This is a genomic window from Geminicoccus sp. (assembly GCF_036263595.1).
In the GTDB taxonomy this organism is placed as follows: Bacteria; Pseudomonadota; Alphaproteobacteria; order Geminicoccales; family Geminicoccaceae; genus Geminicoccus.
This window is the reverse complement of the sequence record NZ_DATAGQ010000151.1, coordinates 76,302-93,989: the sequence shown is the minus strand read 5'-3', so window position 1 is coordinate 93,989 and position 17,688 is coordinate 76,302. Positions and strand designations below refer to the sequence as shown.

12 protein-coding genes and 1 tRNA gene are annotated in these 17,688 nt (G+C 65.2%); 5 read left to right on the top strand and 8 right to left on the bottom strand.

Going from position 1 to position 17,688, the window contains the following annotated elements; genetic code table 11:
* Together carB and carA are read right to left on the bottom strand one after the other, a co-directional pair.
* On the bottom strand, positions 1-1,153 hold a 1,153-nt coding region (gene carB / locus VHL31_RS16255; RefSeq protein WP_329662278.1), incomplete at its 3' end, for a carbamoyl-phosphate synthase large subunit.
* A gap of 51 nt (positions 1,154-1,204) precedes the next feature.
* Positions 1,205-2,362, bottom strand: a complete 1,158-nt coding sequence (carA, locus tag VHL31_RS16250) for a glutamine-hydrolyzing carbamoyl-phosphate synthase small subunit (RefSeq protein ID WP_329662277.1) — start codon at positions 2,360-2,362, stop codon at positions 1,205-1,207.
* 215 nt (positions 2,363-2,577) lie between these two features.
* On the opposite strand from carA, the gene dnaG reads away from it, so the two are divergent.
* Together dnaG and rpoD are read left to right on the top strand one after the other, a co-directional pair.
* A complete protein-coding gene (gene dnaG, locus VHL31_RS16245; RefSeq protein WP_329662276.1) occupies positions 2,578-4,314 on the top strand; it encodes a DNA primase in 1,737 nt (578 codons plus the stop codon).
* A gap of 137 nt (positions 4,315-4,451) precedes the next feature.
* The gene (gene rpoD, locus VHL31_RS16240; protein WP_329662275.1) at positions 4,452-6,479 is read left to right on the top strand and encodes an RNA polymerase sigma factor RpoD; all 2,028 of its coding nucleotides are present in this window, start codon (positions 4,452-4,454) and stop codon (positions 6,477-6,479) included.
* A gap of 16 nt (positions 6,480-6,495) precedes the next feature.
* Here rpoD and VHL31_RS16235 read toward each other — a convergent pair whose 3' ends face one another.
* Positions 6,496-6,885, bottom strand: a complete 390-nt coding sequence (locus tag VHL31_RS16235; RefSeq protein WP_329662274.1) for a PIN domain-containing protein — start codon at positions 6,883-6,885, stop codon at positions 6,496-6,498.
* The gene (locus VHL31_RS16230) at positions 6,872-7,174 is read right to left on the bottom strand and encodes an AbrB/MazE/SpoVT family DNA-binding domain-containing protein (protein WP_329662273.1); all 303 of its coding nucleotides are present in this window, start codon (positions 7,172-7,174) and stop codon (positions 6,872-6,874) included. The genes VHL31_RS16235 and VHL31_RS16230 overlap by 14 nt, the downstream gene beginning before the upstream one ends.
* 90 nt (positions 7,175-7,264) lie before the next feature.
* Here VHL31_RS16230 and VHL31_RS16225 point away from each other — a divergent pair.
* The 3 genes from VHL31_RS16225 (at position 7,265) to VHL31_RS16215 (ending at position 11,531) form a co-directional block, all read left to right on the top strand.
* Positions 7,265-7,340: transfer RNA gene (locus VHL31_RS16225), tRNA-Ile, on the top strand.
* A 278-nt stretch (positions 7,341-7,618) separates the two neighbouring features.
* The gene (locus VHL31_RS16220; RefSeq protein ID WP_329662272.1) at positions 7,619-9,337 is read left to right on the top strand and encodes an MFS transporter; all 1,719 of its coding nucleotides are present in this window, start codon (positions 7,619-7,621) and stop codon (positions 9,335-9,337) included.
* Positions 9,338-9,536: 199 nt separating this feature from the next.
* Positions 9,537-11,531, top strand: coding sequence for an AsmA family protein (locus VHL31_RS16215; protein WP_329662271.1), 1,995 nt, complete (start codon positions 9,537-9,539; stop codon positions 11,529-11,531).
* A gap of 77 nt (positions 11,532-11,608) precedes the next feature.
* Here the strand turns inward: VHL31_RS16215 and VHL31_RS16210 are convergent, their stop codons facing one another.
* From VHL31_RS16210 to VHL31_RS16195, 4 genes are all read right to left on the bottom strand, one after another.
* Positions 11,609-13,906, bottom strand: coding sequence for an FdhF/YdeP family oxidoreductase (locus VHL31_RS16210; protein ID WP_329662270.1), 2,298 nt, complete (start codon positions 13,904-13,906; stop codon positions 11,609-11,611).
* Between the two features lie 139 nt (positions 13,907-14,045).
* Complete coding sequence (locus tag VHL31_RS16205; RefSeq protein WP_329662269.1) at positions 14,046-15,209, bottom strand: mandelate racemase/muconate lactonizing enzyme family protein; 1,164 nt, start codon at positions 15,207-15,209, stop codon at positions 14,046-14,048.
* Positions 15,206-16,375 (bottom strand): mandelate racemase/muconate lactonizing enzyme family protein, encoded by a 1,170-nt coding sequence (locus tag VHL31_RS16200; RefSeq protein ID WP_329662268.1) that lies wholly within the window; start codon positions 16,373-16,375, stop codon positions 15,206-15,208. Before VHL31_RS16200 ends, VHL31_RS16205 begins: the two co-directional genes overlap by 4 nt.
* Positions 16,376-16,392: 17 nt before the next feature.
* Positions 16,393-17,688 (bottom strand): TRAP transporter large permease, encoded by a 1,296-nt coding sequence (locus tag VHL31_RS16195; protein ID WP_329662267.1) that lies wholly within the window; start codon positions 17,686-17,688, stop codon positions 16,393-16,395.

Genomic DNA, 17,688 nt, shown 5'->3' with positions numbered 1-17,688 from the left:
CCATCACCTCGCCCACCGACTTCATCGCCGTGGAAAGCAAGGGCTCGGTTTCCGGGAACTTCTCGAAGGTGAAGCGCGGGATCTTGGTCACGACATAGTCGATCGACGGCTCGAAGCTGGCCGGCGTCACCTTGGTGATGTCGTTCTGGATCTCGTCCAGCGTGTAGCCCACCGCCAGCAAGGCGGCGACCTTGGCGATGGGAAAGCCGGTGGCCTTGGACGCCAGCGCCGAGGAACGCGACACGCGGGGGTTCATCTCGATCACGACCATGCGGCCGCTCGCCGGATCGATCGCGAACTGCACATTGGAGCCGCCGGTATCGACGCCCACCTCGCGCAGCACGGCGATCGAGGCTGAGCGCATCCGCTGGTATTCCTTGTCGGTCAGCGTCAGCGCCGGGGCCACCGTGATGCTGTCGCCGGTATGGACACCCATCGGGTCGACGTTCTCGATCGAGCAGACGATGATGCAGTTGTCCGCGTGATCGCGGACCACCTCCATTTCGTACTCCTTCCAGCCGAGCACCGATTCCTCGACCAGCACCTCCGTGATGGGCGAGGCATCGAGCCCGCTGGTGACGATCCGCTCGAACTCCTCACGGTTGTAGGCGATGCCGCCGCCGGTGCCGCCCAGCGTGAAGGAGGGCCGGATGATCGCCGGCAGTCCGGTCGTCTCCAGGGCTTCGCGCGCCTCCTCCATCGTGCGCACGACCACCGATTTCGGCATGTCGAGGCCGATCTTGATCATCGCCTGGCGAAACAGCGCCCGGTCCTCGGCCTTGTCGATCGCCGGCAGCTTCGCCCCGATCAGCTCGACCCCGAACCGCTCCAGCACGCCGCTCTCGGCCAGCGCCTTGGCCGTGTTGAGGGCGGTCTGTCCGCCCATGGTCGGCAGGAGCGCGTCGGGGCGCTCCTTCTCGATGATCTTGGCGACGATCTCCGGCGTGATCGGCTCGATGTAGGTGGCATCGGCCGTTTCCGGGTCGGTCATGATCGTCGCCGGGTTCGAATTGACCAGGACGATCCGATAGCCTTCGCGGCGCAGCGCCTTGCAGGCCTGCGTACCGGAGTAATCGAACTCGGAGGCTTGGCCGATCACGATCGGGCCGGCGCCGATCACGAGGATCGACTGGATGTCGGTACGCTTGGGCATGGATCAGGCTCGGCCGTTCGAACGTTCTGGACGGGGCGACGTTGAGGAGGTTCAGGCGGCGCGTCGCGCGCGCACGGCATCCACAAATCGTCGGAACAGATGTTGGCTGTCGACAGGGCCGGGCGACGCTTCCGGATGATACTGCACGGAGAAGACCGGGCGTCCGGCCAGCGCGATGCCCTGGATGGTGCCGTCAAACAGGGAGCGGTGGGTCACCTGGACGGTGTCGGGCAGCTCGGCCTCGTCGATCGCGAAACCATGGTTCTGCGAGGTGATCTCCACCTTGCCGGTCGTGAAGTCCTTGACCGGGTGATTGGCGCCATGATGGCCAAAGCGCATCTTGGTGGTCTTCGCCCCCAGTGCCAGGCCCAGCAGCTGATGGCCCAGGCAGATGCCGAAGACCGGCAGGTCCGCGTCCACCACCTTGCGGATCACCGGCACGGCATGCTCGCCGGTCGCGGCCGGGTCGCCCGGGCCGTTGCCGAACAGGACGCCGTCCGGATCCAGCGCCAGGATCTCCTCGGAGGTCGTGGTCGCCGGCACCACGGTGATCCGGCAACCCATCTCGGCCAGCGAGCGCAGGATGTTGCTCTTGATGCCGTAGTCGACCGCCACGACGTGCGGCCCGTCGGCCTTGCCGTGCGCATAGCCCGGCAGGTCCCAGAGCGCCTCGTCCCAGCCGTAGCGCTGGGTCGCGGACACGTCCTTGGCCAGATCCTGGCCCACCATGGACGGTGCCGCCGCGGCAGCCGCCTTCAACGCCTCCAGGCCCAGCCGGCCGTCCGGCGCCACCTGCAGGGCAGCGTTCTGCGCACCATGGTCGCGTAGGTGCCGGGTAAGCCGGCGCGTGTCGATGCCGGAGATAGCGCCGATTCCATGGTCGGCCAGCCATTGGTCGAGCGAGCGCTCGGCACGCCAGTTGGAGGGCTCGGTCGGCCAGGCGCGAAACACGGCACCGGCCGCGTGCGGCGTGGTCGCCTCGACGTCCTCGCCGTTCACCCCGACATTGCCGATATGGGGGAAGGTGAAGGTAACGATCTGCCCGGCATAGGACGGGTCGGTCAGGATTTCCTGGTAGCCTGTGATCGCCGTATTGAACACGATCTCGGCCGTACGCAGGCCAGCGGCGCCGTGACCTCGGCCGAGAAACACGGTGCCGTCGGCAAGTGCGAGGGCAGCGGTGGGCTTTACTGAGCCCGTGTTGGTCATGGCGCGCCTTTCCGGAGAACTGGACACAGGTCCACTTGGGATGTGGACGTGCGGAACGGCGGACGCGAGAAGTGTCGCGACCCCGCCGCTTCTGCCATCGGCACTGGCGGTGGTCAAGGCATTGCGGGCAGGTCCGTCATGGCCCTTGAACAGCCTCGATGCTGCGCGGATATCTGCGCGGGCGTTCGGCGGTCGGACGCCACGGGAGGGATCGATTGAGCGGGGCGCCACGGCTGACGCTGGAGGAGTTCAAGGCGCGGCTTCCGCTCCTGGACATCGTGGCGCGCCATGTCCGCCTGGTCCGCAAGGGCCGCGAGTGGCAGGGGCTGTGCCCGTTCCACAAGGAAAAATCTCCTTCGTTCAGCGTGGTCGAGGAGAAGGGCTTCTTCCACTGCTTCGGCTGCGGAGCCAACGGCAGCGCCATCGACTTCGTGATGCGGGTCGAGAACCTCGACTTCGTCGACGCGCTCCAGCGTCTGGAGGAACTGACCGGCATCCCGGCCCCCAGGCGGGAAGGGCCCGCCACGCCGGCGGTCGACCAGGACCTTTATGCCGTCAATGCCGCTGCCGCCGAATGGTTCGCGGCACAGCTTGCGGGCGTGCAGGGCAGGGAGGCACGGGCCTACCTGGCCGGGCGCGATCTTCGAAAGGCCCAGGTGGAGCGGTTCGGACTGGGCTTTGCGCCTAGCAGCGGCCGGGCGCTCGTGGATGCGCTCACGGCGCGCGGCATGAGCTTGGCCAAGATCGCCGAGGCCGGGCTCGTGCTGATCGACGAGGAGCGCGGCCGAGCACCCTTCGACCGCTTCCGCAACCGGCTGATGTTCCCGATCCGGGACGAGCGGGGCCGCGTCGTCGGCTTTGGCGGCCGCGCGTTCGGTGACGTGAAGCCGAAATACCTGAACACGTCGGAAACGCCTCTCTTTCATAAAGGTGAGCTTCTCTACGGTCTCGACCTGGCGCTGGCACCCGCCCGCACCGCACGGCGGACGGTCGTAGTCGAGGGTTATATCGACGTGATCGCCATGCACGAGGCGGGGCTGCCGTTCGCGGTAGCACCGCTCGGCACGGCCTTGAGCGAGCGCCAGCTCCAGCGCCTCTGGAAGCTCAGCCCCGAGCCCGTGCTCTGCTTCGACGGTGACGAGGCCGGCAAGCGTGCCGCCGACCGGGCGGCCGAGCGGGCGCTGCCGTTCCTCTCGCCCGAGCGCTCGCTGCGGGTGGCGTTCCTGCCGCCTGGCAAGGATCCGGACGATCTGCTGCGTAGCGAAGGACGCGACGCCGTGCACCGGGTGGTGGACAGCGCCGTGCCGCTCGTCGACTTCCTGTGGTCGGTCGCCATCGAGGGACGTCCGATCGATACGCCGGAGCGGCGCGCAGCTCTTCGCCGTGACGCGGTCGAGCGGATCCGCAGGATCGTCGATCCCGAATTGCAGCGGCAGTACGTCACCGAGTTCCGGCGCCGGCTCGACGTGCTGATGCCGTTCCGTTCCCCGGGCCGCAAGCAGCAGGCGACATTCGCGCAAGTGCCCGGCAGCAACCTCCGGCCCTTCGACGATCGGGAGCGGCTGGAACTGGCGCTGCTGGCGCCGCTCCTGCGCGAACCACGCCTGCTCCGCTCCTTGGAAGAGGACGTCGCCTCCTTCGACTGGCAGATCCCCGCACATCAGCGGCTGGTCGGTCACATCCTGGAGTGGTACGCGCGTTCACTGGAAGAGGAGCGGTCGGCAGAGCTTGACGCCGACGCACTGACCCACCATCTGGCCAGATCAGGCTTGGGCGAGTTCGTCGACCGGATCCTTGGTGATCGGTCATCTGGTAGATACCAGCGCCAGGCATCGTCGGACGAACTGGTCCTCGAACAGTGGGCCAGGCTTCGTGGCAAGAGTGAGCTGCGTGCTCGTGCGCGCGCAGCTTTTTCTGCGTGGGTCGAACCCGATGGCGATGTCGGGGAGTAGTTCCGCACGCGCTCTTGCCGGGCTCCGCCGTGCCAAATTAGCAACATCCGAAAAATCGCCGCACGGTGAGGGCACCGAGCGGCTTTTGCAATTCCGACGTGAGCGGATCCGCAGGACCGCGACAGGAGGTTTTCGGCATGGCGAAGAGCCAACCTCTCAAGGTGGCGACGTCGTCGAGCAGGGCCAAGCCAGCGGCGAAGGCCATCGTGCGGACGGGTGTCGAGCAGTTGCTCCAGGCCAATCTCGGCCTGCGCAAGCTCGTGCAGACCGCACGTGAAAAGGGCTCGGTCTCCTACGACCAGCTGAATACCGCGCTGCCGGCCAGTGCCACGCCCGAGCAGATGGACGAGATGATCGCCTATCTGGAATCGCGCGGCGTGTCCGTAGTGCGCGAGGAAGCCGAGGATGGCGAGGCGCCGCGCCAAGCCGATGGCGACGAGAACCTCGAGCTGAACGAGCAGCAGGCGGCCGAGAAGGACGAGGACTCGGACAAGGAGGACGGTGAGGAAGCCGAGCAGGAAGAGCTTGGCCGCACCGACGATCCTGTCCGCATGTACCTGCGCGAGATGGGCTCGATCGAGCTCCTGTCGCGCGAAGGCGAGATCGAGATCGCCAAGCGGATCGAGGCGGGCCGCAACATGGTGCTGGAAGCACTGTGCGAGAGCCCGCTCACCATGCGTGCGGTCATCGGCTGGCGCGACGCGATCCGCGAGGGCCGTGTCCCGTTGCGTGATATCATCGACCTGGAAGCCACCTATGAAGGTGGCCCCGACCGCGAGGAAGCTGCCGTTGGCGTGGACGGCGCCGCCGCAGCCGCGCCGGCCGTGGACGGCCTGGACGAGGAGGAGGAAGAACCGGTCGCTGCTGCCGGCACCGAGGGCGACGACGACGAGGATGCCCTCTCGCTGTCGATGCTCGAGGCAAAGCTCCGTGACACGGTGCTGGAAACCTTCGATGCGATTGCCGAGCGTTACATGCAGTTGCGCCAGCTCCAGGAGGAGCGCCTGGCGCTGATCCAGGCCAACCGTCCGGTGATGCGCGCGCTGCAGGTCGAGTACGAGACATCCCGCAAGGAGATGGTCGAGGCCATGGCGGTCATCCAGCTCCACCCGCTCAAGGTGGAAGCGCTGGTCGCCCAGCTCAACGACATGAACAAGCTGCTCCAGTCCCTGGAAGGCAAGCTCCTGCGTCTGGCGCTCTCCGCCAAGGTCAGCCGCGAGAAGTTCATCTCGGCCTATCAGAGCCACGAGCTCGACCCGGACTGGCTCGACAAGGTCGGCGCGCTCAAGGACAAGTACTGGCAGGAGTTCGTCTCGCGCCATCGCGAGGACGTCACCTCGCTGCGCGCCGACATCGCCGCGATCGCGGACGAGACCGGCCTGCAGATCGGCGAGTTCCGCCGCATCGTCAGCCTAGTGCAGAAAGGTGAGCGCGACGCGTCCCGGGCGAAGAAGGAGATGGTCGAGGCCAACCTGCGCCTCGTGATCTCCATCGCCAAGAAGTACACGAACCGCGGCCTGCAGTTCCTGGACCTGATCCAGGAGGGCAATATCGGCCTGATGAAGGCGGTGGACAAGTTCGAGTACCGGCGCGGCTACAAGTTCTCGACCTACGCGACCTGGTGGATCCGGCAGGCGATCACCCGCTCGATCGCCGACCAAGCCCGGACCATCCGTATTCCGGTCCACATGATCGAGACGATCAACAAGCTGGTCCGCGCGTCGCGCCAGATGCTGCACGAGTTCGGCCGCGAACCCACGCCGGAAGAGCTCGCGATCAAGCTGAACATGCCGCTCGACAAGGTCCGCAAGGTCCTCAAGATCGCCAAGGAGCCGATCTCCCTCGAGACGCCGATCGGCGACGAGGAGGATTCGCATCTCGGCGACTTCATCGAGGACAAGAACGCGGTCCAGCCGCTGGAAGCCGCGACGCTCTCTAACCTGCGTGAATCGACCACGCGCGTGCTGGCCACCCTCACGCCCCGTGAGGAACGCGTGCTGCGCATGCGCTTTGGCATCGGCATGAACACGGACCATACGCTGGAAGAGGTCGGCCAGCAGTTCAGCGTGACGCGCGAACGTATCCGGCAGATCGAGGCCAAGGCGCTGCGCAAGCTCAAGCACCCCAGCCGGTCGCGCAAGCTGCGCTCGTTCCTGGATACCTGAGAGATCTTGGTGGCGGTTACCGGACCATCCGGACCGCCACCTGCATTCTCTCGGCCTGACGGGCCAAGGCACGGTCAGCCGTGACGAGCGGCCGACCACATGCCACAGCAAGGGCGAGACAGGTGCGGTCGCCCAGCGACATGCCCTGCTCGCGCGTCGAAGCTTCGAGAACGCCGACATCGAAGGCGAGCGACCCGTCAAACGGGACCACCGGGATAGACAGCGCGTCCAAGGACCGGTGCACGAGGGTGGTGCTTCCACCCTTGCGGACCATCACGCCGACAACCTCCGCCAGGTTCACCGCACTGATGGTGGTGCCGGGTTCGTGCAATGCATCCATCGTGACTTGAGCACCTGGCTCGTCGAAGAGCAGGGCCAGCAGGGCCGAGCTGTCAAGAATCGGCATCTTCGATGGAAGCCCTCTGTTCCAGGCGCTTCATCTTCGCCTCCTCCAGGCGGAGCTGCTCGCGCTTGTAGGACAAGAAGTCGTCGACCGAGATGGACTTGCCGGCGAGCGCCTTCTTGGCCAGGGCCTGCGCACGGCGCACTCGTGCCGCCACGGTGAGGATTTTGACCTCGTCGTCGTCGAGTTCCAAGGTGATGCTGCCGCCTCGCTCCAGGCCCAACACACGCCGGAGGTCGATAGGCAGGCTTACCCTGCCATTCTCGGCCACCGTGACAGTCCATGTCCTCATGCCGGTTCATCCGCTCTGTCACTTCTCCGATGTATGCCACCATGATGTTCTTGCCAATGGACGGAACGCCTTCTAACCCCGCGCCCGGTGGGGCCTGTAGCTCAGGGGTTAGAGCGGGCCGCTCATAACGGCTTGGTCGCGGGTTCAAATCCTGCCGGGCCCACCACACAGCCTGTGTCCAAAACGACCAAAGCCTCCCGCGTCGTAATTTCCTGGATGATCATGGGTCTACCCGGTCACCGCAGATCGCGTTAGCGTCGCTCTGTCCACGGCGGCGCGGCTCGCTGGCGCACGTATTGCGCACGATCCGACAGGTCAGGAAATGGATCGAACAGACCGGGCCTTGGCCGCCCAATGTCTGCCGATGGTCGATCCGGTGCACCAGGAAGGTCTCGGCTGGCCCGCTCGCCGCCGCAGGCGTCCGTCGATCAGGGAACCAAGACCATGGCTACGATGGCCGGTCGTCCCGGTTCGGGCAGCAAGGCCCAACCGATGACGGCGGAAGAACGCAAGGTGATCCTCGCCTCATCGGCGGGTACGGTATTCGAGTGGTACGACTTCTACCTGTACGGGTCCCTGGCCGTCATCATCGGCGCGAAGTTCTTCACCCAGTTCGACGAGACCACGCGCAACATCTTCGCGCTCCTGGCCTTCGCCGCCGGCTTCCTGGTCCGTCCGTTCGGCGCGCTGGTGTTCGGTCGCCTGGGCGACCTGGTCGGCCGCAAGTACACCTTCCTGATCACCATCCTCATCATGGGCGCGTCGACCTTCCTGGTCGGCATCCTGCCGACGGCCGACAGCATCGGCCTGCTCGCCCCGACGATCCTGATCATCCTGCGCCTCCTGCAGGGCCTGGCCCTGGGCGGCGAGTATGGCGGGGCGGCGACCTATGTGGCGGAGCATGCGCCGCATGGCCGACGCGGCTTCTACACCTCCTGGATCCAGACCACGGCGACGCTCGGGCTGTTCCTATCGCTGCTGGTGATCCTGATCGTGCGCTCCTCCCTGGGCGAGGAGGCCTTTGCCGACTGGGGCTGGCGTATTCCGTTCCTGATCTCGGTGGTCCTGCTGGGCATCTCGGTATGGATCCGGATGCAGCTGCAGGAGAGCCCTGCCTTCAAGCGGATGAAGGAGGAAGGCACGGGATCCAAGGCGCCGCTCTCCGAGGCTTTCGGCCAGTGGCGCTACGCGAAGGTTGCCATCATCGCACTGGTGGGTCTGACCGCTGGTCAGGCCGTGGTCTGGTACACCGGCCAGTTCTACGCCCTGTTCTTCCTGCAGAGCATCCTCAAGGTCGACGGTTACTCCGCAAACCTCCTGATCGCCTGGTCGCTTCTGATCGGCACTGGCGGCTTCGTCTTCTTCGGCTGGCTTTCGGACAAGATCGGGCGCAAGCCGATCATCCTGCTGGGCTGCCTGCTGGCGGCACTCACCTACTTCCCACTCTTCAAGATGCTGACCCAAACAGCCAACCCGACGCTGGCGGCCGCCCAGGCGGCCACGCCCGTCACCGTGGTGGCGGACCCGGCCAACTGCTCGTTCCAGTTCAATCCGGTGGGCACCGCGAAGTTCACCAGTTCCTGCGACGTCGCCAAGGCGCTGCTCGCCAAGAACGCGGTGAACTATACGGTCGAAGAGGCCCCTGCCGGCACGGTCGCGTCGGTCAGGATCGCCGACCAGATCATCCCGGCCTTCGAGGCGTCGCAGGCGGGTGCCGAAGCCAAGGCGATGGGCGATGCGTTCACTGCCGCCGTCAGCACCGCGCTTGCTGAGAACGGCTATCCGGTAGCTGGCGACCCGAACATCGTGAAGCTGTCGAACCCCTTCGACATCTTCCGCAGCCAGCCCTTCATGGTCGTCCTGATCCTCACGGTCCTGGTGATCTACGTCACCATGGTCTACGGGCCGATCGCGGCGGCCCTGGTCGAACTGTTCCCGACCCGGATCCGCTACACGGCGATGTCGCTGCCCTACCATATCGGCAATGGCTGGTTCGGCGGCCTGTTGCCGGCCACTGCCTTCGCGATGATCGCGTGGAAAGGCGATATCTATTACGGCCTCTGGTATCCGATCGTGATCGCTGGCGCGACGGTGATCATCGGCGCGATCTTCGTCCCGGAGACCAAGGACCGGGACATCTTCGCCGACGACTACAAGTCCTGATCCCGGCGCGATGAACGAGGCGCCTGCCATCCGGCAGGCGCCTTTTTCTTGTCCAGGAGATATCCTGGCCAGCGACAAGCTCAAGATCATGGCAAGACGGCAATCGCCAATCCTTGGCTGTTGATTGAAACGACTGCCGCGCCCGTCTCTTTAAGGAGCTCGCGAGGCTCTTGGGCACGAGGTTGCGGAGGCGGTCATCTTGTTAAAGAAGGTGCTGATCGGACTTGTCGCGGTTGTCTTGCTGCTGGTCGGCGGTGCCGCGGTCGCCTTCTATACCGTCAGCCCGAACGTCCTGAAGCCTTATGCGGAGCGTGCGATCAGCTCGGCGCTGGGACGTCCGTTCACGATCCGCGGTGATCTGGAGCTGGAACGGGGCTGGACGCTGAAGGTCCGGGCTCATGACGTCCATCTCGCGAACGCCGAGTGGAGCGACCGCCCGGACATGCTCGCCGTCGACACAGTGGAAGCCAGTGTCAGCCTGTGGGACCTGGTCACGAAGGGCCAGATCACGATTCCCGAGGTGACGCTCGACACGCCGGTCGCAAGCCTTGAGCGGAACGAGAGGGGTGAGACCAACTGGCAGCTCGGTTCCCAGGAAGCGGCCGATGCTGCCCAGCCCGAAAGCCGAAGCGAACTTCCCTATGTCGGCAAGCTCACGGTCCGCAATGCACAGATCGACTACCATGACGCGCAGGCTGATCGCGACATCTCGACGAAGCTGACGACGCTCACGGCCGTTTCGGAAGGCGAGCAGTCGCGCATGAAGGTCAACGCGGAGGGCCAAGTCGGCGAGCTGCCGCTCAATCTGGACGGGACGTTCGGTTCCTATCAACTCCTCGCCAACAGCACCGAGCCGTTCCCGGTGGAAGGCAGCATGACGCTTGGCAAATCGAAGATCGCCCTGAAAGGCGCGATCAGCGATCCGGCCTCGCTCGACGGCATCGACCTTCAGACCGACATGTCGGCCGAGGATCTCACCCTGGCCCTGGAGCTTCTCGAGATCCCCGCGCCCGAGATTCCCCCATTCGCCCTTGAGGGTCATCTTACCCGCAGGAACGACGAGGTGAGGATGGAGGACCTGAGCGGCAAGGTCGGCGACAGCGTGATTGCAGGCTGGGCCGCCTTTAGCACGGCAGGCGACCGGCCGAAGGTATCGGCGGATCTCACATCTGAACGCTTCGACCTGGACGACTTCGCGGGGCTTACCGGACTGCAGCCGGCGGCCGGTCCCGGCGAGACCGCCTCGCCACGACAGGAGGAGAAGGCGGAGGACTACGAGGAAAGCCCCCACGTGATCCCGGAAGGTCCTTTGCACGCCGACAGCTGGCCGGCCCTGGATGCGGACGTCCATTTCCGTGGCAAGCGGATCTCCGCCGGCAAGCTGCCGCTGGAGAACGTCGACGTGCACGTGGTCCTGGACCATGGCCGCCTGCGCATCGAGCCGCTCAAGGCGACCGTCGCCGGTGCGCCCGTCGAGGGGAAGCTCGCGCTGGATACAACGGGCAAGCCGCCCCAACTGGACCTGGACGTTGCAGCCACCGGTCTGGAACTGGAACGGTTCCTGGGCGAGTTCGGGCTGTCCGAGTATGGGCGCGGCCGCATCTCGTCACGCGTCGCGATCAAGGGCGAGGGGGACAGCCTGCGTTCGATCCTCGACACGAGCGACGGACAGATGGCGCTCACGATGGAGCAAGGCGCTTTGAGCGCCCTGATCATCGAGGCCCTTCATCTTGACGTGGCGGAGGTGCTGGCTGTGCTGTTCGGCGATGAGCCGGGCAATGACCAGGAGCTGTTCGACGTCCGCTGCCTCGTGGCGGACTTCCAGCTGGCCGATGGTATCGCCTACGACCGAACCTTCGTCCTGGATACGACCGACAGCCTCATCACCCTGAAAGGTGCGGTCAACCTCAGCACCGAGGCAATCGAACTCGACATGAACGCCGAGCCCAAGGACAACAGCCTCATGGCGGCGCCCTCGACGCTCCACCTGCGGGGCACGTTCAAGGAGCCGCGCGTCGTGCCGGACATGTCCAGCGTCGGGATCCGTAGTGTCGCTGCCGCTGCGGTTGGCGTCGTGCTCACACCCTTGGCCGCTTTCCTGCCCTTCATCGAGATCGGTACGGCCGAGGACGCTCCTTGCGGTGCACTGGTGAGCAAGACCGAGAACCGGGGCGACGTGCCCGAGGACAATTAGTTACCTATAGCGTCGAGGCTCGCCCGACCCGGAGGGTGACGACGGCGGCCCGCCGTCACCTCCTTGCCTGAAGAGCCTCAGACCGGGGCGGCAGAAGCCGCTTCCTTCCGTACGCGAACCGGCACTGACTTGGCCGCCGGCACCTTGCTCTGCTCCGCGTGGTGCGCGATCGGAATGAGCGGGTTGCACTCCGGGTAATAGGAAGCAACGCAACCCTCGGGAATGTCGTACGGCACGACCCGCAGGCCCGGCACAGCCCGTTGGACCTGGTCATCGGATGGCTCGCCTACGAGCGTCACCATTTCCGCCTCCGTCAGGCCGAAACGCTCCATGTCGGCCTTGGAGATCAGCAAGACCATGCGGGTGCCCTCGATGCCGCGGAAGCGGTCGTGGTAGCCGTAGATCGTCGTGTTGAACTGGTCGTTGCTGCGCAGCGTGATCAGGCGGAGCGTGTCGGGTTGCAGATCGAGCCCATGGCTCGTCATGCTCTCGGGCACCTTGAAGTTGGCCTTGCCCGTATCGGTGTTCCACTTGCGCTCGCGAGCCGCCAGTGGCCGCGGGAATCCGCTAGGCGTCCACATGCGCTTGTTGAAGTCCTTGAACTGGTCCGGATAGGTCGCCTCGATCGCATCGCGGATCTTGCTGTAGTCGGCGACCCAGCCGTCCCAGTCGACCTTCGGGTTGGGGCCAAGTGTCGCCTTGGCCAGTTCGGCGACGATCCGCGGCTCGGACAGGAGGTGTTCGCTGATCGGGCTGGCGACGCCGCGCGAGCCGTGAATGCAGGCCGTGCTGTCCTCCATGCTCACCGCCTGGGGCCCGCTCGCCTGCCGGTCCACCTCGATGCGGCCGAGGCAGGGCAGAATGTAGGAGATCTTCCCCGTCACCAGGTGGTTGCGGTTGAGCTTCGTCGAGACCTGCACCGAGAGGTGCAGGTCTCGCCAAGCCTTCTCCATGATCGGGTGGTCGGGGACGGCCCTGATGAAGTTGCCACCCAGGCCGACAAAAGCGTGGACCTTGCCCTGCACGATGCCCTCGCAGGCATCGACGGTGGTGAGGCCTTCCCAGCGAGGCGGCTCGAAGCCGTACTGCTCCTTCAACTTGTCGAGCGGCACGAGCTTGGGCTTCTCGGAGATGCCGACGGTGCGCTGGCCCTGCACGTTGGAATGGCCGCGCACCGGGCAGATCCCCGCACCGGGCTTGCCGATATTGCCCTTCAGCAGCAGGAGGTTGATCAGCATCTGGACGCTCTGGACGCCCTTGCGGTGCTGGGTCAGGCCCATGCCATACATCGCCATGGTCGCAGTCGAGTGCGCGTAGATCGCTGCACTCTCCTCCAGGTCCCGACGCGGCAGGCCGGAGCAGCGCTCGATCTCCGACCAGCTGGTGCGCCGCGCCATGGCGGTGAACTCGTCGAAGCCATGGGTATGCTCGGTGATGAAGGCATGGTCGATGACCGGGGTCGCCCCGGTCGACTGGGCCTCGTCATCCATGGCGATGACAGCCTTGCAGATGCCGAGGATAGCCGCGATGTCGCCGCCCGCCGTGACCTGGTAGTAGCGCGAGCTGATCCGCGTCTCCTGGCCCAGCGCCATCTCCGTCGGGCTTTGCGGATTGGTGAAGCGCTCCAGTCCGCGCTCGCGCAGGGGATTGAAGGTGACGATCGGGACGCCGCGACGGCTCACGTCCTGCAGCTGGTGCAGCATGCGCGGGCTGTTGGTACCGACATTCTGCCCGAAGAAGAAGATGCACTCGGTCTCGTCGAAATCCTCGAGCGTCACCGTACCCACCGGCACGCCAATGCTCTCCGGCAGGGCGACCGAGGTCGTTTCGTGGCACATGTTCGAGCTGTCAGGCAGGTTGTTGCTGCCGAACAGGCGCGCGAACAGCTGGTACATGTAGGACGTCTCAAGCGACGCCCGGCCGGATGCGTAGAACACGGCCGCGTGCGGATCGATCTGCCGCAGTTCCGCGCCGATCTCCTTGAATGCCGCGTCCCATGCGATCGGCAGGTAGCGGTCGCGCGCGGGATCATAGCGCAGCGGATGGGTGAGGCGCCCGGCTTCCTCCAGGTCGTGGTCCGGCCAGGTCAGCAGCTCCGAGACCGTATGCTTCTCGAAGAACTCCGGCCCGATCGTCTTGCTGGTGAGTTCCCACGTCGTGGCCTTGGCGCCGTTCTCGCAGAATTCCGCTGGATGCGGGTGCGCAGGCTTGGCCCAGGCGCAACTCACACACATGAAGCCGTCCGGCTTGTTCTGCTTGAGCAGGGCGGGTGTGGAGCGCGTCGGGCTCTCATTGCCGACATAGCGCAGGACGGACTCTGCCGAGCCCCAGCCGCCGGATGGACCCTCGTACGGCTCCGTGCTGACCTTGCTCATGGCTCATCCCCTCGCGTTCTGGGTTGGGGCAGGGGTGCAGACGTCGCTTGCCTGCCCAATCGTCATCAACGCACGGCGCAGCCGACAGGTTTCGACAATCTCCAAACTCTGTCTGTTCAGAACCTTCCAGCAGGTGGCGTCAGCTACCGGCGGTGATGCTCGGGAACCTGCCGAGGTAAGCCTCATTCAGCTCGATGCCGAGCCCCGGCGCGGTCGGCGCTTCCAGCCTGCCCTCCCTGGCCTTCTTCTCGTAAGCCTCGGTCACAATGTCATAGCGGCCGTCCGGCCAGTACGGGAACCATTCCAGGATGATGAAGTTCGGCATCGCGAAGACAGCATGGACCGCCGCTGCGGTCGCTACCGGCGCCCCGCAATTATGTGGTTGGACGTGAAGGTTGTAGACCTCGGCCATCGACGCGATCTTCATCATCTCGCTGATGCCGCCACAAAGCCCGATGTCCGGCTGCAGGATGTCGAACGCCTGGCGCTCAATGAACGGGCGGAACTGGTAGCGGGTGTAGAGCCGCTCGCCGCCGGCGATCGGAATCGGCACTTCCTCACCGACCTTCACCATCGAATCGAAATTGCCGGGATCGACCGGCTCCTCGTAGAAGAATGGCCGGTGCTCGGCCAGCATCCGCCCATAGGTGATCGCATCCGTGGTGCCGAGATTGCCATGGATGTCCAGGCAGATGTCGAAGTCGGGCCCCACCGCCTCCCGGATCGCCTTCACCCGCTCGACGGCGAGCAGCGCCCAGTCCCGCGGGATGTGCCGGTTGGGAAACTCGAAGTTCCCCTCCTTGTTCATCTCGAACGGGTCGAGCTTGCAGGCGGTGTAGCCTTCCGCCTGGATCTGCAGCACCCGCTCCGCAGCCTGTTCCGGCCGCGCCATCTTGGTGAACCAGCCATTGGCGTAGAGCCGGACGCTGTCCCACATCCTGCCGCCGAGCAACTGCCAGACCGGCACGCCCAGCGCCTTACCCTTGATGTCCCACAGCGCGTTGTCGATGGCGCTGACGGCACCGAACAGGACGGGACCCGGGCTCTGGCCCCAGAAGGTCTTGCGGTAGAGCTTATCCCAGATGGCGCCGATCCGCCTGGCGTCCTGGCCGATCAGATGGCGCTCAAAGAGCTGGGTGAGGGTGTGGATGGCACCGCGGTTGCCGTCACCGTAGGCAAGGCCGACCTCGCCGGCGCCGTAGATGCCCTGGTCGGTGTCGATCCGGATGATCACCGGATGCTGGTTGATGTTGTGGGACAGGCCGTAGTCGACGTCCCAGACGGTCAGCTTGGTGATCTTCATGGCCGGCCTCCCACGACGATCTGGTCGAAGCGGGCGAGATAGTCGTCGTTCAGCTCGACGCCGAGGCCGGGCTTGTCCGGGACCTTGTAGCGGCTGTTGCGTTGCTGCGGCTCCAGCGCGTCGGTCACGATCTGGTAGCGGTCGTCCGTCCAGTACGGGAACCACTCCATGATGATGAAGTTCGGGATCGCCGCGTCGAGCTGGACGCCTGCGGCCGTCGAGACCGGGCCGCCGCAATTGTGCGGCTGGACGTGCAGGTTGTAGGCCTCGGCATAGGACGCGATCTTGCGCGCCTCGGTGATGCCGCCGCACAGACCCATGTCCGGCTGCAGGATGTCGAGCGCGTGCTTCTCCAGGTAGGGACGGAATTGGTAGCGCGTGTAGAGGCGCTCGCCAGCGGCCATCGGGATCTTCACGTTCCCCGAGACCTTCTTCATGCACTCCACGTTCATCGGGTCGACCGGCTCCTCGTAGAAGAACGGCCGCGACGCTTCGAGCATCCGCCCATAGGTGATCGCGTCGGTGGTGCCGAGATTGCCGTGCAAGTCGAGCAGGATGTCGACATCGGGACCGACCGCGTCCCGCACCGCTTCGACCCGCTTGACCGCCAGCACCGCCCAGTCCCGCTCGATATGCCGACGCGGATAGATCCACTGCCCGTCCGGCGTCGTGCCGAACGGATCGAACTTCATGGCGTCATAGCCGTCGGCCACCACCTTCAGCGCGGCCTCGGCATATTCTTCCGGCGCGTTCAGCCCCGTGTACCAGCCGTTCGCATAGACCCGGATCTCGTCATGGATCTTGCCGCCGAGCAGCTCGAACACGGGCACGCCGAGCGCCTTGCCCTTGATGTCCCATAAAGCCTCGTCGATCGCGGACATGGCGCCGTAGATGATCGGCCCACCGCCCTGGCCCCAGAAGGTCCGCCGAAAGAAGGTCTCCCAGATCAATTCGATCCGCATCGGGTCCGCGCCGAGGAGGAAGCTCTCCGCCAGCGTGCGGATCATGTGGATGCCGCCCTTGGCACCCGTGCCGTAGGCCAGTCCCAGTTCGCCCGCCCCGTAGATCCCCTGGTCGGTGTCGATCCGGACGACCACCGGGTTCCAGAAGGTGTGGAAGTCTCGGCCATAATCGACGTCGTAGACCGTCACCTTCGTGATCTTCATTCTTGGTCGCTCCAGGATCAGGGCTTGATGAGGCCGAACGCCCGGGGAAGGGCAAGGGTGAGGTCGGGCCAGAGCCCGATGAGCACGACGATGGCAGCGCCGCTCAGGATGTAGGGCAGCATCGCCCGGGTCAGCGAGCCGACACTGATCTTGGCGATGTTGGCCACGGCGAACAGCACGTTGCCGACCGGCGGCGTGATCAGGCCAAGCACGCAGTTGATGATCAGCATGATGCCAAGCTGCACCGGATGGATGCCGGCGGAGAGCGCCAAGGGCGCCACGATGGGGGCGAAGAGGATGATGGAGATGCTGGCGTCCAGCCACATGCCGCAGAACAGGAAGAACAGGTTGATGATCAGCACGACCGTTACGACGTCGTGGCTGACACCTTCCAGCATCGTCTTCACCACGTTGGGCAGGTTCTCCATCGCGAACACCCAACTCATGGCTGAGGCCCCGGCGATGATGAAGAACAGGCGGGCCGTATCCATCGACGCCACCGACAGGATCGGTCCCAGGTCGGAGAGCTTCAGCGTCCGCAGGAAGAAGAAGCCGATGACGAGCGAATAGACTACGCAGGCGGCCGCCGCCTCGGTCGGCGTGAACCACCCCATCACGATCCCGCGGATCATGATGATCGGCATGATGATCGCGAAGAACGCGTCCCGGAAGCCGAACAGCAGCTTCTTGGGTGTCACTTCGACATTCACCTTCGGGTACTGCTTGCGCCAGGAGGTCCACTGGACCTGCCCCATCTGGACCAGGCCCAGCAGCAGGCCCGGCAGGATCGCCGCCGAGAACATGGCGCCCACCGACACGTTGGTGACGGCGCAGTAGACGATGATCATGGTCGAGGGCGGGATGATGGCGCCGACGAGCGCCGTGGCCGCCGTGATGGCCGCGGAGAACGGACGGTCGTATCCCTGCCGCTCCATCGCATAGATGAACATGCGTGCCTGGCTGGCGATGTCGCCGAGCGCCACGCCGGTGACGCCCGCGAACATCACGCTGGAGACGACGTTCACCTGAGCTAGCCCGCCGCGGATCCGGCCGACGATCAGGTTGCAAAAGTCGAACAGGCGATCGGTGAGCTTCGCCTTGTTCATGATCTCCCCGGTGAGGAGGAAGAACGGGATCGCCATGAGTACGAAAACGTCGATCCCGGCGAACATCTTCTCCGGCAGCATGCGCAGGAAGAGCAGGTTGCCGGAGAACAGGAAGTAGGCGGTCGACGAGACCAACATCACGAGTGCGATGGGCAGGCCCAGCGCCAGCAGAAGCAGGAAGACGATGACGAAGCCGGTGATGTCCAT